Consider the following 24,642-nt stretch of genomic DNA (forward strand, 5'->3'; position numbering starts at 1 on the left):
TGCCACTCGGCGGTGGGAAGCGATGGCCGCCGGAGAGCACCCGCGCCGGGGCCGGTAGGCTGCGCGGATGCTCGATCATGGTGAGGTGCCCCGGCCCGCCGGCGACGCCGTACGAGAGATCTACACTCCTGAGCGCGCGGCGACCCTGGAGTACTCCCCGGACCTGGACGGACTGGCCGACCCAGGCGAGATCGTCTGGGCGTGGGTGCCCTACGAGGAGGACCCGGCACGCGGCAAGGACCGCCCGCTGCTGGTCGTCGGCCGCCACCGGAAGCGGCTGCTGGCGATGATGCTGTCCAGCCGCCGGCATGACTACTCCGACGACTGGCTGGACCTGGGGACCGGAGCCTGGGACCGCGAGGGCCGGGAGTCCTACCTGCGGCTGGATCGCGTCTTCGCGCTGGACGAGGACGACATCCGCCGGGAGGGCGCGGTGCTCGACCCGGAGCGGTTCGCCGAGGTCGCGGCCGTGCTCATGCGGCTGCACGGCTGGAAGCCCACGCGCGCCAAGTCCTGACGCGCGCGGGCTCGCGGTCACTTACCGGGGCTCAGCGGTGCTGCAGCGCGTCGAGCGCGACCGCCTGGGCGATGACGAGGCGGCGGTCAAGGCGCGGGTCCTTGATCTCGACGACGTACCGGTCGCGCAGGCCGAACTTCTTGTCCACGCTGAACGTCTCCTGCCCGTTCGCCGTGAAGTCGAAGTGGTACGGCCAGGCGAACGGCAGGTTCTCGACGTAGGGCACGAAGTTCCAGACCCGGCGCAGGATCGCGATGGCCTTGCTGCGCTCGGAGCCGGTCGTGACGCCGAGTCCCGGCTGCTCGAGATGCCAGGTCGAGGCGAGCAGTGACGCCTTGAAGTCCTTGCGGAAGTTGCCGATCGGCTGCCCCTGCGGGTCGGTCACGTCGTAGGTCGCGGCGAGGTCGATCCGCTTGCGCGCCTTGAAGCCGAACAAGGTGTACTGCTTGGTCTCATCCGTGTAGATGGTGACCTGTTCCTTGAACGCCATGCGCTTCTGCTGCGCGAAGGCCACGATCTCGCCTTCGGACCCGTCCGCGCCCTCCAAGTGCACCTCGTACTGGTTGACCATCAGCCGGACACGCTGCCGGATGAGCAGCCGCTGCTGGGCCTGGAGCGTTTCGAAGTCCATCGGGTATCCGTTCGTTTTTCAGCATCGTCGAATGGCGAGCAAAGGTACACGAACGGTAAAGACTTCGTCGTTTTCGGGCGAACGCCGCCTGCGGATCGTCGGGGTGGCGGCGGTCGTCGAGCATCGCGGCCGCAGGACCTTCCGCGGCTACGCCGCGATCCGCCACCCGGAGGACCCGTTCGACCGGGCCAGCGGCGTCGGCCGCGGCAGGCGCCTGCTGTTCCAGGACGTGCCCGAGGCCAAGTCCGGCAAGAACCGCCTGCACATCGACGTCCACAGCGAGGCCGGCGGCCTCGACCGGCTGGTGGCCCGGCTGGAAGAGCTCGGGGCGACCCGCGTCCGCGAGGTCGACAGGGGACCTGCCGGACACTGGTGGATCATGCAGGACCCCGAAGGCAACGAGTTCTGCGCGGCGTAGAGCCCACGCGGACCGGGTACGCGTGGCGACGGCGCGCACCTCACCACCTGGCCGCCGGCGCTCCGCGATTCCGGGCCGTCACCGACCTTCGTGGTCTGTGCACCTAGCCCTGGGGTGCGACGGTGCCCTGGGGTGCGACGGTCCCGGTCGGGGTGGGGGTGGGCGTCGGAGTCGGCGAGTGCGTCGGCGGCGGGGTGGTGGGCGGATGGGACGCGGGCGGGCGCGGCTTGCCCGGCCCGAACGGTCCGCCCGCCTTCTTGTGGCGGGGATGCCGGCTGGACCCGGGCGTGGGCGTGCCGGAGCCGGGCGAGCTGGAGGCCGAGGCGTGACGCGGCTCGTGCGACCGCGGGCCCGACAGAGTCGGGACCTGGGGGTCGGCGGCAGGCGCATCTCCACCCGGGCTCGCCGCGCCGGCCGGATTGGCCTGCTGTTCCTGCCGGCCCGTGCCGGTGCTCGCCATCGCGATGACGGTGGCGAGCGCGGCCACGGCCACGGCGGGCCCCGCCACCATGGCGACCGTCCGCAGCCTTCGCGGCCGCCGTTCGGGTTCGGCGTGCTTCCGGGCCGCCGTGGCGGTCTCGGCGGAGTACTCGACGCGACGCGGAGGCGGATCCGTCCGTGGGGCCGGTGGCCGGCGGTGTTCGCCGGTCATGGCGCTCGCGGAGTAGACGACGGTCGCGCCGCCGGCGGCGTGCTCGCCCGGTGGCCGGTGGTCTCCGCCGGTCGTGGTGTTCAGGGGGCGGACCGCGGTCCCGTCCCCGGTATCGCGCGGGCGCCGGTCGGCCACGGGCGAGGAGCCGAGGGTGGCCTCGGCGGCGTGCTCGAGCCGGCGCGGGTGCGCGTCGGCACGTACGACGGGTTCGAACGGCGAGAGCGGCGCGACCGCGGGGCTCTCATGCGGGTGGTCGTCGTCGTCCCTGAGCACCGGCATCGGGGCCGTCGGGGCGTCCACCGATGACAGGCCGCGGCGTTCGGCCACGTCCGGGCGCGGCTTGGCGGTGTGCGCCTCCCGCCGCCCGTCGGGGCCGAGCCGGGAGACGATCTCCCCGACTGAGGGCCGGTCGGCGGGATCGACGGCGAGCGCCGCCTCGACCAGCGTGCGGAGCGGCTCCTCCAGAGCGTCGAGCGCCGCGGCGCGGGGGGCGCTGTCGGGATCGTCACCGTCCTCGAACGGGCTTCGGCCGGTCGCGGCGTACCCGATGACGCAGCCCCAGCCGAAGACGTCGGAGGAGGGGGCGGCCGGATAGCCGCTGGCGCGTTCCGGCGCGACCCAGCCCGGGCTGTAGGGCACCGTCCCCACCTCGGCCGGCCTGCCCGAGATCGGCGCCTCCTGGGCGATGGAGAAGTCGATCACCCGGGGCCCGTTGGCCGCGAGCATGATGTTGGCCGGCTTGAGGTCACAGTGGATCAGCCCCGCACCGTGAACGGCGGCGAGCGCCCGCGCGAGCGCGCCCCCCAGAGCCATCAGCTGGACCGGCTCCAGCGGCCCCAGTCCCTCGACGAACTGGGTGAGCGAGGGCCCCTCGATGTACTCGCTGACCAGGTACGGCGGCGAGTGGTCGGTGCCGTCGGCGAGCGGCTTGGCCGTGCAGAACGGAGGAAGGCGCCGGGCACACGACGCCTCGGTCCGCAGCCAGCGCCTGGCCTGAGCCTGGTCGGCCTTGCGCGCGCGGGTCGTCTTGACCACCACGTGCTCGCCGCCGGTGTCGCGGGCGAGATAGACGACACTCGTTCCGCCCGACGACAGCCTGCCCACCAGCCGGTAACCGTCGATCACGACCGGATCGTCGGAGGCCAGCGGCTGGGCGCCGGGGGGCAGAACCTCGCCGCCGCGAGCATTCGGTGCGGACGGTCTCTCCACGAGCGCGCCTCTTTCGACCGCGTCGACAACTGATCTTCCTCGGCCCTAGATATTGCAACCGCTGGGAGCTGGACGCAACCTGAACGTCACTGTTCGTGGTCTTTTCTGTTGATTCAGGCCCGCGCCGGCCCCCATCCCCGGCTCGGGCGGGCCCGCCGGCGGCTCGCCACGACGGCGAAAGAAGCGCCGGAAGCCTTACGGGCACGGGGATGCCGGCACCTCCGACGAGGCGGGCCGAAATAGGACATGGCGCTGTTTTTGGGTCGGGCTTGCGGCTAGCGTTCCCCGCGCGTGGAGGGAGGAGCGGCGCGGAGACGAGGGACAGGCCGAGGCCGATCAGCGCGCAGGGGGCTCACGATGCCGGTGCTGAGGCGCCGCGGGCGGCGTGAGGATTGGAGCCTAGATGGCAGGCATCAGAAGGCGGAGTCTCCTGAGGGGTGCGGCCGGTGCCGCGGCGATCGCGGGAATCGGCGGGATCGACGTCGGCGCGACCGCCCCGGCGGAGGCTGCCGCCCCGCCAGAGGGGCCCGCCCACGGCCGTACGGTCCGGCTGCGTGAGGGCACCGACCTGGCCGCGCAACTGTCACCGGACGGACGCCTCATCGCGATCGACGTCGTCGGGGTGCTGTGGGTGCTGCCCTCCTCGGGCGGGCCGGCACGCAGGCTGACCAGCGACCTGTACGACATCGCCCAGCCCGAGTGGTCGCCGGACAGCCGGTGGCTGACGTTTCAGTCCTACCGCGAAGGCGTGTTCGACGTCTGGGTGATCCGTCCGGACGGGTCGGGACCGCGCCGCCTGACCCACGGGCCCTACGACCACCGCGAGCCGCGCTTCTCACCCGACGGGAAGCGGATCGCCTTCTCCTCGGACCTGACCGGCAGCTACGGCATCCACACGCTGGACGTGGGTACGAGCGCCATCACTCCGGTGACCGACACCAAGGTCGAGGAGTACGAGCCGGCGTGGTCGCCGGACGGAAGGCGGATCGCCTTCGTCGTCGCGAACACCCGCATCGACGTGGTCGACGTCGCGACCGGCGCGCGCACCACGCCGGTGACCGTACCCGCCGACCAGGTCATCCACAGCCCGGCCTGGACACCGGACGGCAAGGACCTCCTCTACACCGTCGTCCTGTCCGGCCGCAGCGAGCTGTGGCGCTCGGGCAAGGCGCTGGTGACCGGCGAGGAGGTGTTCCCGTTCCGCGTCTCGTGGCGGTCGGCGAACGAGTTCGTCTACACCGCGGACGGAAGGATCCGGCGCCGGTCGCTGGGCGGCGGTGACGCGCACGAGATCGGCTTCAGCGCCGCCGTGACCCTCGCCGCCCCGGCGTACCGCAAACGGCGGCGCGACTTCGACTCGACGAAGGCCAGGCCCGTCGTCGGCATCGGCAGCCCGGTGCTTTCACCCGACGGGAAGCAGGTGGCGTTCCGCGCGCTGAACGACATCTACACGATGACGATCGGGCGGGCGCCGAGGCCGCTGACCCGCGACCACTGGTGGAAGAGCACCCCCGCCTGGTCGCCGGACGGCCGCTACCTGTCCTACTCCACCGACCGTGCCGGGAAGCTCGACATCTGGATCCGCGACCTGCGGACCGGCGCCGACCGCAGGCTGACCGACCTGCCGAACGCCGCGGCCGTGTCGGGCACCTGGTCGCGCGACGGTTCGCACCTGGCGTTCCTCGACCAGACCGGCGCGCTCTACACGGTCGAGGTCGCCTCCGGGAACGTCCAGCCCGTCTTCACGGCCACCTTCGAGCCCGGCCGCCCGACCTGGTCCGCCGACGGCGACGTCATCGCCCTGGCGGCGATCAAGCCGTACTCGGCACGCTACCGCGAGGGCCTGAGCAAGATCCTCCTGGTCGACCGCCGCACCGGCGCCGGCACGTACGTCGACCCGCTGCCCGACCGCTCGATCCAGACGCGCGGCGACGACGGGCCGGTGTGGTCGCCCGACGGGACGAAGATGGCGTTCGTCGTGGCGAGCGTGCTGTGGGTGGTCGACGTCCACCCGGACGGCACCCCGGCGGGCACGGCCCGGCAGGTCACACACGAGGTGACCGACGCCGTGAGCTGGAGCGGCGACTCATCGCAGCTGCTCTACCTGAACAACGGGCGGCTGCGCCTCGTCGCCGCCGACGGGAGCCGTACCCGTACGCTGCCGGTGCCGCTGACCTGGTCCAACACCAGGTCGAAGGGTCGCACCGTCGTACGCGCCGCGCGCATGTGGGACGGCAGCAGCCGTCAGCTGCGCCGCGACGTGGACATCGTGGTCGAGGGGCACCACATCGTCGCGGTCTCGCCGCGCGGCGAGGGACGCGGTGACACGGTCGTCGACGCCGGTGACTCGGTGGTCATCCCCGGGCTCGTGGACATGCACAACCACCGCGAGATGCAGGGGTATGAGTACGGCGACCGGCAGGGGCGGCTGTGGCTGTCGCTGGGCATCACCACGACCCGCTCGCCGGGCAGCCCGGCGTACCACATGGTCGAGGCCCGCGAGGCGTTCCAGTCGGGCGCACGTGTCGTCCCCCGCTACTTCGCCACCGGAGAGGCCGTCGACGGGCCGCGCATCTTCTACAACTTCATGCGGCCCACCTTCGACGAGCACCAGCTCGCGCTGGAGCTCGAACGCGCGGGCGCGCTCGACTACGACCTGATGAAGTCCTACGTGCGGCTGCCGACGGAGTGGCAGCAGAAGGTCATCGCGTGGGCGCACCGGCGAGGCGTCCACGCCACCTCGCACTACCACTACCCGGCGCTCGGCTTCGGCGGCGACGGGATGGAGCACATGGGCGCGACGAACCGCTTCGGCTACTCGCGCACCGTGACCGCGCTGGGCACCGGGTACGGCGACGTCATCGACATCTTCACCGCCTCGGGCGCGGTCCGTACCCCGACGCTGTTCGTCTCGGCGACCCTGTTCGCCGAGGACACCTCCCTCGTCACCGACCGGCGGGTGACGACGCTCTACCCGTCGTGGGAGTACGCCTCACTGCAGGCCGCGGTGACGACGGCCAAGACGACCGACCAGACCGTGAACCGCGCGAACCTCGCCGCCCAGGTCGCCCAGGTCGTCGCCACGATCCGCGGCGGCGGGCGAATCATCACGGGCACGGACTCGCCCATCGACCACACCGCGGTGAGCACGCACATGAACCTGCGGGCCATGGTGAAGTACGGGCTCACTCCGTACGAGGCGCTGACCACGGCCACCCGGGTGCCGGGCGAGTTCCTGACCGAACCCCTCGGCCAGATCAAGCCGGGCATGTACGCCGACCTGACCTTCCTGGGCGGCGACCCGCTCACCGACATCGCCCAGGCGGCGAACGTACGGCAGGTCATGGTCAACGGCGAGCTGCACACGGTCGACGAACTGCTCGCCCCGTTCGCCGCCGCAGCGCACAAGGAGGCGGCGCCGGGCGGGCGGCTGCTGCCGAAGCTCCCCGGCCATCCCGCGAACGCGAAGTACTGGTGGCACGACCCGCACTACCTGGAGGAGAGCAAGCGCTCCTGCTGCGCGGAGACCTGACCACGGCGACGAGGTGGGGGTGCCGCCGGCGCCCCCACCTGGAGCGGCCAGGACCGGTACAACGGATACGGGCCGGAGTGGTCTAGCGGCCCTGACCGGCGGTTTCGTAGCCTCGAAGTATGACCACAGCCACGAGATCGATCCTGACGACCTTGCTGGACGAGGTCCCGCCGTCCGTCCCGGAGGGCGCGGAGATCATGACGGTGAAGGTCGAGCTGCCGCCCGGGGACCCGGGCACTCCGCCGCACCGGCATTCCGGCCCGGTGTTCGGCTACGTGCTGGAGGGCGAGATCGTCTTTGAGCTGGAAGGCGAGCCCGAACGCCTGATCCGCGCCGGCGAGGCGTTCTGGGAGCCGGGCGGCGACGTGATCCACTACCAGGCCGGGAACGGCCTCTCCGGCGAGTGGAGTCGCTTCGTCGTCGTGATGATCGGCGTCCCGGGCGCACCCATGCTCACGCTCGTCGACGAGGCGGAGCTCGAGGCTCGCCGCGATCGCCGCGCGCCCCGCCCCTGACCGCACCACGGAGGCCCTTCCGATGCACGTCTTCATCGCCGGCGGCACCGGCGTACTCGGCCGCCGGATCATCCCCCGGCTGATCGCCGGCGGCCACCGGGTCACGGCGCTGACACGGACCACGGACGGCGGCGCCTCCGTGCTCGCGGCGGGCGCCGTGCCCGCTCTCGTCGACGTCTACGACGTCGACGCGCTCACCCGTGCCGTACGCCTCGCCGCTCCCGACGTCGTGATGCACCAGCTCACCGCCCTGTCCGGCCGCGACTTCGCCGCGAACGCCCGGATCCGCACGGTCGGCACCCGCAACCTGGTCGACGCCGCGCTGAACGCTGGCGTCGGCCGCGTGATCGCCCAGAGCATCGCGTGGAACTACGAGCCGGGCGACAAGCCCGCCGACGAGTCGGTGCCGCTCGACCTGAACGCGTCCGAGCCGCGCCGTCGAGGCGTCGAGAGCGTCAACATCCTCGAGACGGTGACACGCGAGATCCCGGAATGGGTGGTCCTGCGCTACGGCCTGCTGTACGGCACGGGCACCTGGTACGCCCCGGGCGGCCTGATGGCGGGTGAGGCGAAAGCGGGACGGCTGGTCGCCGACCATGACGTCAGCAGCTTCGTCCACGTGGGTGACGCCGCGGAGGCGGCCGTACGCGCGCTGGACTGGCCGTCCGGCACGGTGAACGTCTGCGACGACGAGCCCGCCCCCGGCACCGAATGGCTCCCGGCGTTCTGCCACGCGGTGGGCGCACCGCCACCCGAGCGGGCGGCCGCGGAGCTGGGACGCCAGGGCTGGGCCCGCGGCGCCGACAACGGCCACGCCCGCGGCGACCTGCACTGGACCCCGGAAACGCCGTCCTGGCGGGTGGGCTTCGCCGCCTTCACCGGCTGACCGGCGCGCACGCCGGCGCGTCGCCGACGTGGTGGTGCTGATCGGCGGGGTCTGGCCTACGGGCCGGCCTGGAGCACCGCGGTGAGAAGGTCCAGGGACCGGCGCCAGGCGTGCTGGGGCGGGCTGGCGTACCCCAGGACCAGGGCCGCCGGGCGGTCGGACGGCGCGTGCCAGTACCCGAAGGTGTACAGGCCGTGCAGGCGCAGGCCGGCGTCCTCTCCGGCGGCGACCAGGCGGCGTTCCCGGTCGGCCGAGTCGACCGGCAACAGCGCGTGCAGGCCCGCGGACACGCCCTCCAGCGGTGTCGCCGTGACCGTCGCCAGCCGCTCCGCGAGCTCGGTGCGCCGGCGGCGGTAGACGAGGCGGAGCCGGCGGATGTGCCGGTCGTAGTCGCCGCGCGCGATCAGGTCCGCGAGGGCGAGCTGGTCGATCACCGGTACGGCCGCCGAGGTCTCTTCGATGACCTCCAGCAGCGGCTCGCGTAGCGCCGGGGGCGTGACCAGCCAGCCGATCCGCATGCCCGGGGCGAGCGCCTTGCCCGCCGTACCGCCCAGCACGACGCGGTCCGGGCCCAGCGCCTGAAGCGCCCCGACCGGCTGCCGGTCGTAGCGGAACTCCCCGTCGTAGTCGTCCTCGATGAGGTAGCCGTCGCCGCGCCGGGCCCACTCGACGAACGCGGCACGGCGGGCCGGTGCCAGCACCACGCCGCGCGGGTGCTGGTGCGCCGGGGTGAGAAGCACCACTCCGGTGCCGTCGCGAAGGCCCGAAGGGTCCGCGCCCTCGGCGTCGACGGTCAGCGGGTCAAGGCCCAGCCCGGCGGCGCACAGCATCTCGCGATGCCGCCGCAGACAGGGATCCTCGACCGCGGCACGCCGCACGCCGAGCCGGTGGAACGTACGGGCCAGCAGCGCCAGCCCCGACGAGAACCCTCCGGTGATCACGACCGACCCGGCCGTGACCCGCGCCCCGCGCGTTCGTGAGACGTAGTCGGCCACGGCGGCCCGCAGCGGCGGTACGCCGGCCGGCTCGCCGTAGTCGAACAGGGCCGCGTCCGCCATGGACACGGCCCGGCGGACGCTCGACGCCCAGGCGCCGCGCGGGAAGGAGCTGAGATCCGGTCGCCCCGGCCGCAGATCGGCCTCCCACCGCCGCGCCGGCCCATCCGCCGCGAGGCCCGTACGGGTCCGCTCGTCATGCTCCGGTTCCCCGCCACGCTCCTCGCCGGTGGACCCGGCCGGCAGGCCGGCCACACGAGTGCCGGACCCGGGCGTCCCGGTCAGCCAGCCCTCCGCCGCGAGCTGGGCGTACACCTGGACGACCGTGCCCCGCGACAGCCCCAGGTCGGCGGCGAGACTACGGCTTCCGGGCAGGAGGACCCCCGGGGCGAGCCGCCCCGAGCGCATCGCCTCGCGCAGTGCCGCCTCCAGCGCGCGCCCCACGCCACCGGCGTTCTTCGCCAGCTCGAGATGCAGGTCGAGCCCCGAGCCGCCGTGCCCGATGCCCATGCCGCTCCTGTCGGCCATCGCGAACCCCCGCCTTCACCAGCGCCCGCCCCCCACCAGCCTGTCCGATCGGCCGCGCCGGGGTTCCGGCGGGGTCCCACGTCATGATCGTCCCATCGAGGTGCGATGAGTTCTCCGATCCGGGCCGGTCCTACCCCCTGACGAGTCACAATCGACGAACACCGCACACGAGGAGCAGGGCATGAGCGGGGTACGCGTACTGGTCGGCACGCGCAAGGGCGCCTTCATTCTGACGTCGGACGAACGACGGGCGAAATGGGACGTCAGCCGCCCCCACTTCGGCGGCTGGGAGGTGTACCACTTCACGGGGTCGCCGGCCGAGCCGTCCCGCCTGTACGCCGCGCAGTCCACCGGCTGGTTCGGGCAGCTGATCCAGCGCTCCGACGACGGCGGCCTGACCTGGACCCCGGTCGGCAACGAGTTCAGCTACGAAGGTGTCCCCGGCACCCACCAGTGGTACGACGGCACGCCGCATCCCTGGGAGTTCGCACGGGTCTGGCATCTCGAGCCGTCGGCCACCGATCCGGACACGATCTACGCCGGCGTCGAGGACGCGGCCCTGTTCCGCTCCGCGGACGGCGGGCAGAGCTGGCAGGAGCTGCCCGGCCTGCGCGAGCACGGCTCCGGCCCGTCCTGGCAGCCCGGCGCCGGCGGGATGTGCCTGCACACGATCGTGCTGCACCCGACCGACCCCGGCCGCATGTACGCCGCCATCTCCGCCGCGGGCGTGTTCCGCACCGACGACGCGGGCACGACCTGGCAGCCCGTCAACCAGGGCCTGCGCTCGGAGGGCATCCCGGATCCCGGGGCCGAGGTCGGGCACTGCGTGCACCGCATCGCCATGCACCCCTCGCGCCCCGAGGTGCTGTTCATGCAGAAGCACTGGGACGTGATGCGCAGCGATGACGGAGGCGACTCGTGGCGCGAGGTCAGCGGTGACCTGCCGTCGGACTTCGGGTTCCCGATCGCCGTCCACGCGCACGAGCCGGAGACGATCTACGTCGTGCCGATCAAGAGCGACGCGGAGCACTATCCGCCCGAGGGACGGCTGCGCGTGTACCGCAGCCGCACCGGCGGGAACGACTGGGAGCCGCTGACCAACGGCCTGCCGCAGAGTGACTGCTACGTCAACGTGCTGCGCGACGCGATGGCCGTCGACTCGCTCGAGTCCTGCGGCGTGTACTTCGGCACGACCGGCGGGCAGGTGTACGTCTCTCCGGACGCCGGCGACACCTGGGCGCCCATCGTGCGCGACCTGCCCGCCGTCCTGTCCGTCGAAGTCCAGACCCTGTCATGATCCGCGTCGTGCTCCCGGCGCATCTGCGGACGCTCGCCGGGGTCGGCGGCGAGGTCGAACTCGAGGTCGCGGGGGAGATCACCCAGAGCTCGGTCCTCGACGCGGTCGAGGCGCGCTTCCCGATGCTGCGCGGCACGATCCGCGATCAGGGGACGGGACGGCGCCGGGCGTTCATCCGCTTCTACGCCTGCGAACGGGACCTGTCCCACGACGCGCCGGACACCCCCCTGCCACGGGCGGTCGCGGCCGGGAGCGAGCCCTTCCTCGTGGTGGGCGCCATGGCCGGCGGCTGAGCGGGGTCAGGGAGCGATCCGCAGGCCCCGTACGGCCTGCTCGACGAAGACCTCGCTCGGCTCGACGTCGTCCAGGAGCATCTTCGTGAACGCGTAGTTGACGCAGGCGCCGATGAGCAGCCGCGCGGAGGCGTCGCAGTCGACGTCGGCCGCGACCCGGCCCAGCTTGCGTTCCTGGTCCAGGTAGGCGGCGACTCTCTCGTGCGCGGCGTGCGGGCCGAGATTGTTGGATTTCAACACACGCCGCAGCTGGAGCAACTGGTCCGGCTTGGTGAAGACGCTCACCTTCGCGGCGAGGATCTCGCAGTAGAACTGGATCGTCGCCTGGGCGACCGGCAGCAGGTTCTGCTCGACGTTCGCCTCACCGACCTGGCCCTGCAAATTGATCATCGTGCGCGCGTAGACCGGGAGACGGTCGGTCAGCAGGGCGAGGTAGAGGGTCATCGCGGACTGGCCGGAGGCGTCCGCGACATAGCCCTGGCCCGGGGCGGCACCCGAAGGGGTGGTGCCGGCCGTGGCGCGCATTAACTCCCCCGCGGCGTCGACCACCTGGCGACGTACGGAGTCGAGGTTCTGGCCGGCCGTCGGGGGCAGCGGAGGCGTCGCATCGGAATTCATGATCCCCCAAGGATCTTTGGGCGGGCCGTTCCCCGTCAACGGAAACGCCGATCATGGGGAGCCGGCGCTCTGTCGGCGGTGACCGAGCGTGAGTTAGTGTGCTCGCGTGCTTCGGGACCACCGCCATCGCCCCGGGCATGGAGGCGATCCAGGCGTGAGACTGACCATTCTCGGCGGCGGGGGCTTCCGGGTGCCCCTGGTCTACCGAGCCCTGCTGGCCGACCGCGGCGAGGGCCGCATCACCGAGGTGGTCCTGCACGATCTGGATCCGGCGCGGACCGCGGTGATCGCCCAAGTGCTCGCCGAGCAGGCGGCGGCCTATCCCGACGCTCCGGCCGTCACCGTCACCCCCGACCTCGACGAGGCGCTCACCGGCGCCGACTTCGTCTTCTCCGCGATCCGGGTCGGCGGGCTGGAGGGCCGGGCGGCCGACGAGCGCGCATCCCTGGAGGAGGGCGTGCTCGGCCAGGAGACCGTCGGCGCGGGCGGCATCGCGTACGGCCTGCGCACGGTCCCCGTCGCGGTCGACATCGCCCGCAGGGTCCTCGCCGTCGCCCCCGGCGCCTGGGTCATCAACTTCACCAACCCGGCCGGCCTGGTGACCGAGGCGATGTCGCGCCACCTCGGCGACCGGGTGATCGGCATCTGCGACTCCCCGATCGGCATGGGCCGCCGCGTCGCCGCCGCCATGGGGGTCGACCCGGCGAGCGCCTGGTTCGACTACGCGGGCCTCAACCATCTCGGCTGGCTGCGCGCCGTACGCGTCGGTGGCCACGACGTGCTCCCCGGACTGCTCGAAGACGACGCGGCGCTGTCCTCGTTCGAGGAGGGGCGGTTGTTCGGGGGCGAGTGGCTGCGCGCGATCGGCGCGGTCCCGAACGAGTACCTGCACTACTACTACTTCAACCGGGACGCCGTGACGGCCCTGCGCACCGCACCGCGGAGTCGCGGCGCGCTCGTGCTGGACCAGCAGCGCGACTTCTACGCGCGTACCCCCGACAGCCCCGGCTCGGCGCTGGAGGCCTGGGAGACCACCCGGATGGCCCGCGAGCGCACCTACATGGCTGAGAACCGCGAGGCCGCGGGCGCCGGCGAGCGCGAATCCTGCGACCTGGAGTCCGGCGGGTACGAGAACGTCGCGCTCGCACTGATGCGCGCGATCGCCCAGGACGAGCGCACCACCCTCATCCTCAACGTGCGCAACCGCGGCGCGCTGCCCGGCCTGGACGCCGACGCCGTCGTCGAGGTGCCCTGCCTCGTGGACGCCAACGGCGCGCGGCCGGTGACCGCCGACCCGCTTCCGGACCACGCCCTCGGCCTGGTCATCTCCGTGAAGGCGGTGGAGCGCGGGATCCTGGAGGCGGCCACGACCGGGTCGCGGCCCGCCGCGCTGCGTGCCCTGGCGACCCATCCGCTGGTCGACTCGGTGACCGTGGCCCGGCGGCTCCTGGAGCGCTACGAGACGGACTTTCCCCAGCTCGGGTACCTACGCGGAAAGGCGGATCGCTGATGCACGACGATCGCAGGCAGGTCGAGGACCGGCTGGGCCGGGTGGTGCGCGAACGCATCGTGCCCGCGACGTACGCGGCACGGTTGCCGATGGCGCTCGAGGTCTGGCACGTTCCAGGCGAGCCGGTGCCGATCGCCGAGGCGCTCACCGCCGCGTACGCGCCGTTCGAGCCCGGGTCGCCGTGGGGCCGTCCCTGGTCGACGAGCTGGGTACGCGCCACCGCCACGGTGCCCGCCGAATGGGCGGACCGCCACGTGGAGGCGATCTTCGATCTCGGCTTCACCGGTGCGGGCCCCGGTTTCCAGGCCGAGGCACTCGTGTACGACCTCGACGGCAAGCCGGTCAAGGGCATCGAGCCGATGAACCAGTACGTCCCGGTCGGCCGGCCGGCCTCGGGCGGCGAGCAGGTCGGGCTGCTGGTCGAGATGGCCGCCAACCCCGACGTCCTGGGCGGCGGGTTCGTCCCCACCCCCCTGGGCGACAAGGCCACCGCCGGGGACGAGCCGCTCTACCGGTTCGGCGCCGCCGACCTGGCCGTGCTCGACGAGGACGTCTGGCACCTGCGGCTCGACATCGAGGTGCTGTCGGAGCTGATGCACGAACTCCACACCGGCGACCCGCGTCGCCACGAGATCCTCCGCGCCCTCGAACACATGCTGGACCGGCTCGACATCCAAGACGTCGCCGGCACCGCCGCCCAGGCGCGCAACGCGCTCGCGGACGTGCTGGCCCGGCCGGCGCACGCCAGCGCCCACACCATCTCCGGCACCGGCCACGCGCACATCGACAGCGCCTGGCTGTGGCCGCTCCGGGAGACCCAGCGCAAGACCGCGCGGACGTTCTCGAACGTCACCGCGCTGGCCAAGGACTACCCCGAGCTGGTCTTCTCCTGCTCGCAGGCACAGCAGTACGCCTGGGTGCGCGACCGTTATCCGGAGATCTTCGGCCGCATGCGGGAGGCGATCAAGGCCGGGCAGTGGGCGCCGGTCGGCGGCATGTGGGTCGAGGCCGACGGGAACCTGCCGGGCGGCGAGGCGCTGGCCCGCCAGCTCGTCCACGGCAAGCGGTTCTTCCTGGATGAGTTCGGGGTGGAGACCCGCGGCGTCTGGCTGCCCGACTCGTTCGGTTACACCGCCGCGTACCCGCAGCTCGCCGTGCTGGCCGGCAACGAGTGGTTCCTCACCCAGAAGATCTCGTGGAACCAGACGAACAAGTTCCCCCATCACACGTTCTGGTGGGAGGGCATCGACGGCACCCGGATCTTCACGCACTTCCCGCCGGCCGACACCTACAACGGCACGTTCCACGGCAGCGAGCTCGCGCACGCCGTGCGCAACTACGCCGACAAGGGCGGCGGGACCCGGTCGCTGCTGCCGTTCGGCCACGGCGACGGCGGTGGCGGCCCCACCCGGGAAATGCTGGAAAAGGCGCGGCGCCTGCGCGACCTCGAAGGATCGCCGAAGGTCGTCGTCGAGAACCCGGACGACTTCTTCGCCGCCGCCCGCGCCGAGTACCCGCACGCGGCGGTCTGGTCGGGGGAGCTCTACCTGGAGCTGCACCGCGCCACGTACACGACGCAGGCACGGACGAAGGCGGGCAACCGGCGCAGCGAGCACCTGCTGCGGGAGGCCGAGCTGTGGTCGGCGACGGCCGCGAAGGTCGCCGGGCTCGACTATCCCTATGAGGACCTGGACCGGCTCTGGAAGACCGTGCTGCTGAACCAGTTCCACGACATCCTGCCGGGCAGCTCGATCGCCTGGGTGCACCGCGAGGCGGAGGCCACCTACGCCAAGGTCCGTACGGAGCTGGAAGGCATCATCGGCACCGCCACGGCCGCGCTCGCCGGCGAGGACGGGCCGGGCCGGGTGTTCAACACGAGCCCGCAGGCGCGCGCCGAGGTCGTGACCGTCCCTTCGGGGCTCACCGCGGGCCCCGGCGCCCAGGCGCTCGCCGACGGGTCGAGCGCGGTGTTCGTCTCGGTCCCGGGATCGGGGTCGGCGGAGCCCGGCACCGCCCCGGCGCCCGCGCCGGTCACCGTGACCGGCTCGGGGACGCTCGACAACGGCCTCGTACGGGTGGAGGTCGACGGCGACGGGCTGCTGGCCTCCGTACGCGACCTGGTGGCCGGCCGCGAGGTGCTCGCGCCGGGCTCCCGCGGCAACCTGCTCCAGCTCCACACGGACCTGCCGAACCTCTGGGACGCCTGGGACATCGACCGCCACTACCGGCGGCAGCACACCGACCTGACCGAGGCCGACGAGGTGACCGTCCTCGAACGCGGGCCGCTGGTCGCCTCGATCCGGGTCACGCGCACGTTCGGCGACTCACGGATCGAGCAGGTCATCACCGTCACCGCCGGCAGCCCCGCAGTGCGGATCGACACCGCGATCGACTGGCACGAGCGGGAGCGGATCCTGAAAATGGCGTTCCCGCTCGACGTGCACGCCGACCGTACGGCCGCCGAGATCCAGTTCGGGCACGTGTTCCGGCCGACGCACACGAACACCAGCTGGGACTCGGCCCGGTTCGAGACCGCCTGCCATCGCTGGATCCACCTGGCCGAGCCGGGCTACGGAGTCGCACTGGTCAACGACGCCACGTACGGCCACGACGTCACCCGTACGACCCGGCCGGACGGCGGCACCACGACGACCGCGAGGTACAGCCTCGTACGCGCGCCGCGCAGCCCCGACCCCGAGGCCGACCAGGGGCCGCACCGCATGTCGCACACCCTGCTGCCCGGCGCGACCACGGCCGACGCCGTCGCCGGCGGGTACGCGCTGAACCTGCCGCTCCGGGTGACCGGGGGCGGTTCGGCGCCGGTCGCCGCGCCGCTGGTGAGCGTCGACGGCGACGCCGCGTCGATCGAGGCGGTCAAGCTGGCCGACGACCGCTCCGGCGACGTGGTCGTACGCGTGTACGAGTCGCTCGGCGGCCGGGCGCACACACGGCTGCGGGCTTCGTTCCCGATCGCCGGGGTGGAGGTCACCGACCTGCTCGAACGCCCGTTGCCCGAGGAGTCCGCGACGATCGCCGACGACGGGAGCGTGCCGCTGACGCTGCGCCCGTTCCAGGTCCTGACCCTGCGGCTGCGTACGGACCGATGACGCCACCGCGCGTGGCCGAACCGTATAGGCTTTGACTTATATAAGTAGTCGCCGATACGGTTCGGCCGTGCATGCGTTCGATGTGCTCGGTGATCCGGTGCGCCGCAGGATCCTGGAGCTGCTCGCCGACGGCGAGCAGACCTCCGGTGCCCTGTGCTCGGTCATCCAGGAGGAGTTCGGGATCTCCCAGCCGGCCGTGTCGCAACACCTCAAGGTGCTGCGCGAGGCCGGTTTCGCGACCGTACGCCCGGAGGGGACCCGGCGGCTGTACGCGGTGGCCTCCGGGCCACTGCGCGAGGTCGACGCCTGGCTCGACCGCTTCCGGCATTACTGGACCCCGCATCTGGACGCGCTGGCCACAGAGCTGGCCCGGGGCAGGCGCCAACGCCGCCGCGAGCCGGAGAACAGAGGTGAAAGCGATGATTGACGTCACCGAGCAGATCAATGCCGTCCGCCGTACGGTCGGCAAGCGCGTCCTGGAGGCCGGCGAGGCCCGTACCGTCACGATCTCCCAGACCTACGACGCGACCGTCGAGGACGTCTGGGACGCCTGCACCGACCCGGAGCGCATCCCCCGCTGGTTCCTGCCCGTCACGGGCGACCTGCGCCTGGGCGGGCGGTTCCAGATCGAGGGCAACGCGGGCGGCACGGTCGAGCGGTGCGACCCGCCGAAGAGTTACGCCACCACGTGGGAGTTCGGCGGGATGACGAGCTGGCTCGAGGTCCGTCTCACCCCCGAGCCGGACGGCGGTACGCGGTTCGAGCTCGAGCACACCGCGCACGTCGACGAGCACTGGGCCGAGTTCGGACCGGGCGCGGTCGGCATCGGCTGGGACATGGCGGTCGTGGGGCTGGTCCTGCACCTGTCATCCGGCAAGGCCGTCGACCCGCAGGAGGGCGCGGCGTGGGGCGCGTCGGAGGAGGGCCGGCGATTCATGACCCTCAGCAGCGAGCGCTGGTACGAGGCCGACGTCGCCGCGGGCGCGGACGAGCCCGCCGCGCGTGCGGCGGCCGACCGCACCATCGCCGCCTACACCGCGGTCCCCCCGTCCGAGGACACCGTCTAGACGAGTGGTGCCGAGCATGACGCGGGTCTCAGTGGGTCGCGACGCTACGCCTGGGGGCCGGCCGGCGGCTCCGGCAGCCGCTCCATCCGGGTCCAGCGGGCCCAGCCGCGTTCGCGCATCAGGTCCAGCAGCCGCGCCGCCCGCGGGTCGGACTCGACGACCAGTGTGTCCATGAGGTCGAACGGCAGATCGTCGTGTGCCGCCTCGCCGAAGTCCATCTCCCCGGAGGCGTATGCCTCCTCGGCGAGGCCGGCCATGATGTCGGCGGCCTCTTCCAGACGCGGGTCGTCGCTCGCGTCGCTTTCGTAGATCTCCGACAGGACCCGATAGAGCCGGACGACTCGCGGGTCCTCGAGCTGCGCGAACTTCCCGGGCATCAACGCGCCGATGCGGTCGGGCCAGCGAGCCGCAAGCAGGATCCACCCGGCCCGCTCGCCCTCCACCATCCGCTCTGACACCCCGATCTCCCGAAGCCGATCGAGATAGGGGATCACCTCCGGTGGGAGCGCCAGACTTTCCAAGGCGGCGAGCTGCGCGATGTGTTCGCGGCTGGTCTCCAGCCGTTCGATCTCGTCGCGTAGCCGGCTGTCGATCCGCTGGACCGCTTCGGCGAAGGTCGATGCGTCGGCTTCGAGCATCTGACCGATCTGAGACAGCGGTACGCCGGCGTCGGCGAGAGTGCGGATCTTGATGAGGGACAAGACCGCCGTCGGCCCGTACCGCCGGTAACCCGAAGCGTCCCGTTCCGGCTCGGGCAGGAGCCCGATCTGGTGATAGTGCCGAACCGCCCGCGCCGTGACGCCGACGTACGCCGCGAGTTGACCGATCGTCAGCATGTTCTGTCCTGCCCTCGACTCGCCCGGACCTGGCCGACGCCGGCTCAGGAGACCTTTCGACGGTAGGAGATGCCGGCGAAGGCGTAGGCGACGATGAGGATGCCGACGCACCAGGCGAGGGCGGTCCAGATGCCGGTGCCGACCGGCCGCTGGGCGAACAGGTCGCGGATCGCGTTGACGATGGAGGTCACCGGCTGGTGTTCGGCGAAGGCGCGAACCGGGCCCGGCATGGTGCCCGTGGGCACGAAGGCCGAGCTGATGAACGGCAGGAAGATGAGCGGGTAGGAGAACGCGCCCGCGCCGTCCACGGACTTCGCGGTGAGGCCGGGGATGACGGCGATCCAGGTCAACGCCAGGGTGAACAGGACGAGGATGCCGGCGACCGCGAGCCAGGCCGGCACTCCGGCGCCCGAGCGGAAGCCCATGAGCAGGGCGACGCCGGCGACGACCACGAGTGAGATCACATTGGCGACCAGGGAGGTCAGGACGTGCGCCCACAGCACGGAGGATCGTGCGATCGGCATGGACTGGAAGCGCTCGAAGATCCCGCCCTGCATGTCCGTGAAGAGCCGGAGCGCGGTGTAGGCGATGCCCGACGCGATCGTGATGAGCAGGATCCCGGGCAGCATGTAGTTGACATACGAGAGCGTCCCGGTGTCGATCGCGCCGCCGAACACGTAGACGAACAGCAGCATCATGGCGATCGGTGTGATCGTGGTCGTGATGATGGTGTCCAGGCTGCGTGTGACGTGGCGCATGGTCCGTCCTGTGAGGACCGCGGTGTCGCCCAGGAAATGCGTGGCCATTGTCGTCCCTTACTTCTCGCTCGACCGGGTCTTGTGGTCCTGGCCGTCCTTGTCGCCTTCGCCGACGACCGCGAAGAAGACGTCTTCGAGGGAGGGCTGCTTCTCGACGTATTCGACCTTGGCGGGCGGCAGCAGCCGTCTGAGCTCGGCCAGGGTGCCGTTGACGATGATCCGTCCCTGGTGGAGGATCGCGATCCGGTCGGCGAGCTGTTCGGCCTCGTCCAGGTACTGAGTCGTGAGCAGCACGGTCGTGCCGCCCTCGGCGAGCTCCTTGACGGCCTGCCACACGTCGATGCGCGCCTCCGGGTCCAGCCCGGCCGTCGGCTCGTCGAGGAAGATGAGGGGCGGACTCCCGATGAGACTCATCGCGATGTCCAGACGGCGGCGCATCCCACCGGAGTACGTCGCCGCCCTCCGGGCGCCCGCCTCGGTCAGCGAGAAGCGCCTCAGCAGCTCGTCCGCGATCGCGCCCGGGTCCGTGAGGTGCCTCAACCTGGCGACCAGGACGAGGTTCTCCCGGCCGCTGAGGATCTCGTCGACCGCCGCGAACTGCCCGGTGAGACTGATGGACTCGCGTACGCCGGCGGCCTGCGTCGCGACATCGAAGCCGTTGACCCGGGCGGTCCCGGTGTCGGCCTTGAGCAGCGTGGACAGGATCTTCACGACCGTGGTCTTGCCCGCCCCGTTCGAGCCGAGCAGGGCGAAGATGCTGCCCCGCGCCACGTCGAGGTCCACGCCGCGCAGCACACGCAGCTCCTTGTACGACTTCTCCAAGCCCTGCACGTGGATCGCAGGCCCCGGGACCTGATCGGTTGGGGGGATGCTCATGGCAGCCAGCATGAAGGGTTGACGCAGCGTCAAGGTCAAGCCCGCAGCGCGAATTCACACTCGGCCGATTCCCGGGTGACCGCGACCGGGCCCTGGCCGCGCCGACTCTGGTCAGGCGTCGCGGCGGGTGAAAAGCCGGCCGCCCGCGACCAGGGTCACGGCCGCGTACAGGAACAGCACGGCCAGGCCCGTCCACGGCGACAGTGTGCCGGCCTCCGCGCGGGAGACGGCCAGCGAGTCGCCGACGATCGCCAGCGGTACGTACCGCACGACCGACGGGGCGAGTGCGAACAGGAGCTCACCGCCGACGAACACCACGCCGGCGTAGACCGCGAGTGCGGCGGCCGAGTGGCGGATCACGGCGCCCAGGCCGAGGCCGAAGAGCCCGACCAGGGCGATTCCCGCGCCGGACAGCAGTACCGCTCGCAGCACGCCCGGCTGGCCGAGCGCAGGCGGCGGTATCCGGCCGGGCAGCGCGGCCCGGCCGGCCGTGAACGCGAGGAACGCCGTGGCCTCACCGACGGCGAGGGTCACCCCGCCGAAGACCGCCGCCTTGGCGGCCAGCAGGAGTGACCGGCCGGGTACGGCGGCGAGCGTCGCGCGGATCATTCCGGAGGAGTACTCGCCCGTCATCGTGAGCACGCCGAGAACACCGATCAGCAGCAGGCCCGGCGCGACGCCGGCCAGCACGTTGTTGGTCAGGTCGCCGGACGCGTCCTTGGTCTTGGCCCCCACCGCGACCGCGATGCCGGTCGCGCCTGCCACGGTCGCCGCGAGCGTCCACCACGTCGAGCGCAGGCTGCGCAGTTTGATCCACTCCATCCGCGACGCCTGGGCGAAACGGCGGAGCGTGCCGGGTTCGGCGATCATGAGGTCTTCCTCTCGTGAGTGACGGGAGCGGCCGAGCCGCGGTACTCGGTGCTGGCCGAGGTCAGCGTCAGGAACGCCTCTTCCAGCGAGCCGTACGACGCGGAGAGTTCGGCGACCGACGTGTCGGCGACGAGCCGCCCGGCGCCGATCACCACGAGCCGGTCGGCGGTGAGGGCCATCTCACTGATCAGATGGCTGGAGACGAACACCGTGCGGCCCTCGGCGGCCAGCGACCTCAGCAGGGTCCGCAGCCAGCGGATCCCCTCGGGGTCCAGGCCGTTGACCGGCTCGTCCATCACCAGCACGCCCGGGTCGCCGAGCAGCGCCGTCGCGACGCCGAGCCGCTGGGCCATGCCGAGCGAGAACCTCCCCGCCCGCCGGTGCGCCGCCTCGGTGAGGCCGACCAGGCCGAGCACCTCATCCACCCGCGACCGCGGGATGTCGTTGCCGGCCGCCAGCGCCCTCAGATGGGCGACGGCGGACCGGCCGGGGTGGAACGCCTTCGCCTCGAGCAGCGCCCCGACCTCGCGGAGCGGCCGGCGCAGCTCCCGGTAACGGCGCCCGCCGATCCGCGCCTGGCCGGCGTCCGGCGTGTCCAGGCCCAGGATCATCCTCATGGTGGTCGACTTGCCGGCGCCATTGGGGCCGAGAAAACCGGTGACGGCGCCGGGCCGTACCGCGAAACCGAGCCGGTCCACGGCGAGCGTGGAGCGATAGCGCTTGGTCAGCCCGCGAACCTCGATGGTCCGCTCTGCGTCACTCACCTGGCGTCCTCTCACTGGCGGGTTCGGACGCTTCAATGCTTTCGACCGGCGGTCGCCGGGGCGATGGTGTGGTCACGAGAATCCGGAGTTCGGGTTACCCCACCCCGCCCGGACCGCTCTGAACGGACCGCCACCACCTGCCGCGCCTCCTGTCGGGAGGCAGTGGCAACTGCGCCTCCGGTGGCCGCACGTTCTTCCAGCCGATCACCGAGATCCTCAGTGCGTACGGTCTGAGCGTGTACTGACCCGAATCGCTGCGGTACACGCGTGCCACGCTGCACTATGGACGTCGTGACGGGTAGTGACGGCGCGGCTATTTCCGGTGATCTTCCGTGGTCGACGGCCGAGGTGGCGGGCTCGGCGCGGCTGGAGGCGTTACGTGCCCAGCGGACCCATCCGGCGCTGCTGTGGTTCGGGCCGACGTACGGCGTGATGGAGCGCACCGGTGCCGGCTGGCTGATGAGCACGATGACCGATCAGACGCCACAGTCCGCGCGCAACGCCCTCGGCTGGTGGTTCCGGATCATGGCCCGCCGCAGGTCGACGGCCGAGGCGGCGCGTGAGGAGTTCTGGGAGGCGTCGGCCCTGCTGGAGCGCGAGCGTCTCAACGAGCTGACGGTGGCCGGCCGGAGGTTCCGCGTCGTACGGGCGGACCGGTTCTACCGGTACGGGCTGAGCGGCCCCGAGCAGCCGCGATCCACCGACTCCGACACCGACCGCACCGGCGGCCGGGCCGGCTTCGACCTGCTGACCGCGGGGCTGCTGGGGCCGGCCGAGACGCCGGGCGGCGCCGCGCTGCTGGGGGAGCGGTGGGAGGCCGTGCCCGAGGGCGCGGTGGTACCCACCGAGGTCACCGTCGACGCGCGCAAGGCCCTCACCACGCATCCGAAGATCGCGCTGCTGGCCCCGCGCTATGCCGTCACGGAGCAGAAGGACGGGCACTGGCCCGCCCAGACGGACGCCACCCCGTCCCCCTACGACGCCCGCCGCGCGCTGGCCATGTACTTCAGGGAGATCGTGCCGGTGCTGCTGGCGCCGCCGGACGAGGAGCTCGAGGCCTACCGGGAGGCGGCTCAGCGGCTGGAGCGGGAGCGACTGCACCAGATACGGGTCGCCGGCCGCCGATTCCGGATCATGCGCGTCGAGACGGCCGTACGCCTCGGACCCGACGGTCCGGAGCACCCTCGCCCGTCCGACCACGATCCGGACCCACCGCTCACCGGTGAGACCGAGGAGCTGCGGACCTGGGACCTCCTCGACGAGGACGAGTGACGTCAGGGCCGCAGCGCGATGCGGCCCGTGACGTTCCGCCAGTGGCGGCCGGCCCTGAGGTGGGCGACCCCGGCGCGCTGGAGGACCGTCCGCGTCGGCAGCCCGTCCAGGGGCGTCGTCAGTGTCCCGTACACGAAGCGGACGAACTCCTCGTCGGCGTCTTCCTCCTCGCCCGGCATCGGCTCGAAGCGCCGCTGGAACCGTACGATGTTCGAGTCCTCGGGCAGATACTCGGCGAGCGCCGGGTCCAGCAGCCACGAGCCGCAGGTGACGTAGCGGTAGTTCTCCTGCGGAAAGTACCGCGGGAAGAAGTCGCGCGCCCATCGCAACGACTCGTCGCAGGCCTGCGGGGTGAGCGGCCCCGACCTCGGGATGTGCAGGTCGAGCTCGTCAAGGGCGATCCGCGGCCGCGCGCGCTGGTACTGGAGCCGTCCGAGTTCGTAGAGGCCACCGCGTACGTGCAGCGTCAGCCATTCGAGCATGACCGGCCAGCCCTCGCCGTTCATCCGCCGGTCGATCGCGAGGTTGCGGCCGAGGTCGGCGAGCGTCGCCCAGGAGACCGCCTCCGGGATGCCGTGCCGCGCGTGGTACGCGAGCGCGTCCTCGACCAGTGCGAGGTAGACGTAGACGTAGAAGTGCCGCCAGGCGGGGCCGCGGTCGCGCGGCAGCCACGGACCGGGCACGAGCCAGTCGGCACCACCGAGGTCCGCGCGCACGGTCGCGACGGCGCGTTCGAGCAGCCAGCGGAGCTCGGCGGGCCACTCCGCGGACGGCCAGCCGTCGAGGATCTCGGCCGCGTCGTCCGGTGCGACGCTCAGCCGCCGCAGGAGTTCGGGAGCCGCCGCGCGAGATGGCAGGCGCGGCTCGGCCGGCGGCACGTCACCGAGCAGCCGGACCTTGTGTGCCTGCTCCACCGGCAGCCGGAGCCGCTCGGCGACCTCGGCGGCGTCGAGACTCTGCGCGTCCATGCCCCGATTATCGGTGCGAATCCGCGCTGGGTCCCACCGTCAGCCGCCCACCGCCCCGATGTCCTCCTGCCACAGGCGCGGCTGCTCGCGGATGAAGGCGGTCATCAGCTCGGCGCACTCGGCGTTGTCGAGGACGACGACCTCGACGCCGCGCCCGGCCAGGAACTCGTGCCTGCCCTCGAACGTACGGGCCTCGCCGATGACCACGCGGGAGATGCCGAACTGCAGGATCAGGCCGCTGCAGTACCAGCAGGGGGACAATGTCGTGGCCATGGTCGTGTCGCGGTACGAGGGACGGCGGCCGGCCGCGCGGAAGGCCGCGGTCTCACCGTGCGTCGAAGGGTCGCCGTCCTGCACCCGCCGGTTGCGTCCCCGCCCGAGCAGGGTGCCGTCGGCGGAGAACAACGCGGCACCGACGGGGATGCCGCCCTCGGCGTACCCGGCGCGTGCCTCCTCCAGGGCGACGTCCAACATCACGGCGGGATCCACGGTGTCGCTGGTCATCTCCCCACTATCGCCGATG

General features: G+C 72.1%; 22 protein-coding genes and 1 pseudogene. 12 read left to right on the plus strand and 11 right to left on the minus strand.

Going from position 1 to position 24,642, the window contains the following annotated elements:
- The first annotated feature begins 67 nt into the window (after positions 1-67).
- Entirely contained in the window at positions 68-517 is a 450-nt protein-coding gene (locus FB559_RS29715) for a type II toxin-antitoxin system PemK/MazF family toxin (protein WP_141959779.1), read from the plus strand.
- A 31-nt stretch (positions 518-548) separates the two neighbouring features.
- Here FB559_RS29715 and FB559_RS29720 read toward each other — a convergent pair whose 3' ends face one another.
- On the minus strand, positions 549-1,148 hold the full coding sequence (locus FB559_RS29720; protein ID WP_141959782.1) for an LURP-one-related family protein: 600 nt from the start codon (positions 1,146-1,148) through the stop codon (positions 549-551).
- A gap of 31 nt (positions 1,149-1,179) precedes the next feature.
- On the opposite strand from FB559_RS29720, the gene FB559_RS29725 reads away from it, so the two are divergent.
- Positions 1,180-1,566, plus strand: coding sequence for a VOC family protein (locus FB559_RS29725; RefSeq protein ID WP_185792455.1), 387 nt, complete (start codon positions 1,180-1,182; stop codon positions 1,564-1,566).
- 103 nt (positions 1,567-1,669) lie between these two features.
- Here the strand turns inward: FB559_RS29725 and FB559_RS29730 are convergent, their stop codons facing one another.
- A complete protein-coding gene (locus FB559_RS29730) occupies positions 1,670-3,427 on the minus strand; it encodes a serine/threonine protein kinase (RefSeq protein ID WP_141959784.1) in 1,758 nt (585 codons plus the stop codon).
- Positions 3,428-3,830: 403 nt separating this feature from the next.
- On the opposite strand from FB559_RS29730, the gene FB559_RS29735 reads away from it, so the two are divergent.
- The 3 genes from FB559_RS29735 (at position 3,831) to FB559_RS29745 (ending at position 8,360) form a co-directional block, all read left to right on the plus strand.
- Positions 3,831-6,959 (plus strand): amidohydrolase family protein, encoded by a 3,129-nt coding sequence (locus FB559_RS29735; RefSeq protein WP_141959786.1) that lies wholly within the window; start codon positions 3,831-3,833, stop codon positions 6,957-6,959.
- A gap of 119 nt (positions 6,960-7,078) precedes the next feature.
- The gene (locus FB559_RS29740) at positions 7,079-7,474 is read left to right on the plus strand and encodes a cupin domain-containing protein (RefSeq protein ID WP_141959788.1); all 396 of its coding nucleotides are present in this window, start codon (positions 7,079-7,081) and stop codon (positions 7,472-7,474) included.
- A gap of 22 nt (positions 7,475-7,496) precedes the next feature.
- Positions 7,497-8,360 carry an NAD-dependent epimerase/dehydratase family protein gene (locus tag FB559_RS29745; protein ID WP_141959790.1) on the plus strand — a complete coding sequence of 288 codons (864 nt, stop codon included), beginning with the start codon at positions 7,497-7,499 and terminating at the stop codon, positions 8,358-8,360.
- 56 nt (positions 8,361-8,416) lie between these two features.
- Here FB559_RS29745 and pdxR read toward each other — a convergent pair whose 3' ends face one another.
- Positions 8,417-9,883 carry a MocR-like pyridoxine biosynthesis transcription factor PdxR gene (gene pdxR / locus FB559_RS29750; RefSeq protein ID WP_246122168.1) on the minus strand — a complete coding sequence of 489 codons (1,467 nt, stop codon included), beginning with the start codon at positions 9,881-9,883 and terminating at the stop codon, positions 8,417-8,419.
- Positions 9,884-10,064: 181 nt separating this feature from the next.
- On the opposite strand from pdxR, the gene FB559_RS29755 reads away from it, so the two are divergent.
- Complete coding sequence (locus FB559_RS29755) at positions 10,065-11,180, plus strand: WD40/YVTN/BNR-like repeat-containing protein (RefSeq protein WP_141959792.1); 1,116 nt, start codon at positions 10,065-10,067, stop codon at positions 11,178-11,180.
- Positions 11,181-11,188: 8 nt separating this feature from the next.
- The gene (locus FB559_RS29760) at positions 11,189-11,473 is read left to right on the plus strand and encodes a MoaD/ThiS family protein (protein ID WP_246122170.1); all 285 of its coding nucleotides are present in this window, start codon (positions 11,189-11,191) and stop codon (positions 11,471-11,473) included.
- Between the two features lie 6 nt (positions 11,474-11,479).
- Here the strand turns inward: FB559_RS29760 and FB559_RS29765 are convergent, their stop codons facing one another.
- On the minus strand, positions 11,480-12,091 hold the full coding sequence (locus FB559_RS29765; RefSeq protein ID WP_141959796.1) for a TetR family transcriptional regulator C-terminal domain-containing protein: 612 nt from the start codon (positions 12,089-12,091) through the stop codon (positions 11,480-11,482).
- Positions 12,092-12,245: 154 nt separating this feature from the next.
- Here FB559_RS29765 and FB559_RS29770 point away from each other — a divergent pair, with 154 nt between their 5' ends.
- The 4 genes from FB559_RS29770 to FB559_RS29785 all read left to right on the plus strand — a co-directional run bounded on the left by FB559_RS29770 (position 12,246) and on the right by FB559_RS29785 (position 17,775).
- Positions 12,246-13,601 carry a 6-phospho-beta-glucosidase gene (locus tag FB559_RS29770; RefSeq protein ID WP_185792456.1) on the plus strand — a complete coding sequence of 452 codons (1,356 nt, stop codon included), beginning with the start codon at positions 12,246-12,248 and terminating at the stop codon, positions 13,599-13,601.
- Complete coding sequence (locus FB559_RS29775; RefSeq protein WP_141959798.1) at positions 13,601-16,708, plus strand: alpha-mannosidase; 3,108 nt, start codon at positions 13,601-13,603, stop codon at positions 16,706-16,708. Before FB559_RS29770 ends, FB559_RS29775 begins: the two co-directional genes overlap by 1 nt.
- 67 nt (positions 16,709-16,775) lie before the next feature.
- On the plus strand, positions 16,776-17,135 hold the full coding sequence (locus FB559_RS29780) for an ArsR/SmtB family transcription factor (RefSeq protein ID WP_141959800.1): 360 nt from the start codon (positions 16,776-16,778) through the stop codon (positions 17,133-17,135).
- Complete coding sequence (locus FB559_RS29785) at positions 17,128-17,775, plus strand: SRPBCC family protein (protein ID WP_141959802.1); 648 nt, start codon at positions 17,128-17,130, stop codon at positions 17,773-17,775. The genes FB559_RS29780 and FB559_RS29785 overlap by 8 nt, the downstream gene beginning before the upstream one ends.
- A 44-nt stretch (positions 17,776-17,819) precedes the next feature.
- Here the strand turns inward: FB559_RS29785 and FB559_RS29790 are convergent, their stop codons facing one another.
- The 5 genes and pseudogenes from FB559_RS29790 to FB559_RS29810 form a co-directional block, all read right to left on the minus strand.
- Positions 17,820-18,611, minus strand: coding sequence for a MerR family transcriptional regulator (locus FB559_RS29790; protein WP_141959804.1), 792 nt, complete (start codon positions 18,609-18,611; stop codon positions 17,820-17,822).
- Between the two features lie 44 nt (positions 18,612-18,655).
- Complete coding sequence (locus FB559_RS29795; RefSeq protein ID WP_141959806.1) at positions 18,656-19,417, minus strand: ABC transporter permease; 762 nt, start codon at positions 19,415-19,417, stop codon at positions 18,656-18,658.
- A gap of 9 nt (positions 19,418-19,426) precedes the next feature.
- Complete coding sequence (locus FB559_RS29800; protein WP_221640233.1) at positions 19,427-20,245, minus strand: ABC transporter ATP-binding protein; 819 nt, start codon at positions 20,243-20,245, stop codon at positions 19,427-19,429.
- A gap of 111 nt (positions 20,246-20,356) precedes the next feature.
- Entirely contained in the window at positions 20,357-21,115 is a 759-nt protein-coding gene (locus FB559_RS29805; protein ID WP_141959810.1) for an ABC transporter permease, read from the minus strand.
- Positions 21,116-21,219: 104 nt separating this feature from the next.
- Positions 21,220-21,858, minus strand: a pseudogene (locus FB559_RS29810) (ATP-binding cassette domain-containing protein); the annotation flags it as partial.
- Between the two features lie 312 nt (positions 21,859-22,170).
- Between FB559_RS29810 and FB559_RS29820 the strand changes: the two are divergent.
- Positions 22,171-23,151 (plus strand): DUF5954 family protein, encoded by a 981-nt coding sequence (locus tag FB559_RS29820; protein WP_141959812.1) that lies wholly within the window; start codon positions 22,171-22,173, stop codon positions 23,149-23,151.
- 2 nt (positions 23,152-23,153) lie between these two features.
- Here the strand turns inward: FB559_RS29820 and FB559_RS29825 are convergent, their stop codons facing one another.
- Both FB559_RS29825 and FB559_RS29830 read right to left on the minus strand, forming a co-directional pair.
- Positions 23,154-24,119 (minus strand): acyltransferase domain-containing protein, encoded by a 966-nt coding sequence (locus FB559_RS29825; protein ID WP_141959814.1) that lies wholly within the window; start codon positions 24,117-24,119, stop codon positions 23,154-23,156.
- 39 nt (positions 24,120-24,158) lie between these two features.
- Positions 24,159-24,623, minus strand: a complete 465-nt coding sequence (locus FB559_RS29830) for a nucleoside deaminase (RefSeq protein ID WP_141959816.1) — start codon at positions 24,621-24,623, stop codon at positions 24,159-24,161.
- Positions 24,624-24,642 lie beyond the last annotated feature (19 nt).

It is taken from the genome of Actinoallomurus bryophytorum (assembly GCF_006716425.1).
GTDB classification, from domain to species: domain Bacteria; phylum Actinomycetota; class Actinomycetes; order Streptosporangiales; family Streptosporangiaceae; genus Actinoallomurus; species Actinoallomurus bryophytorum.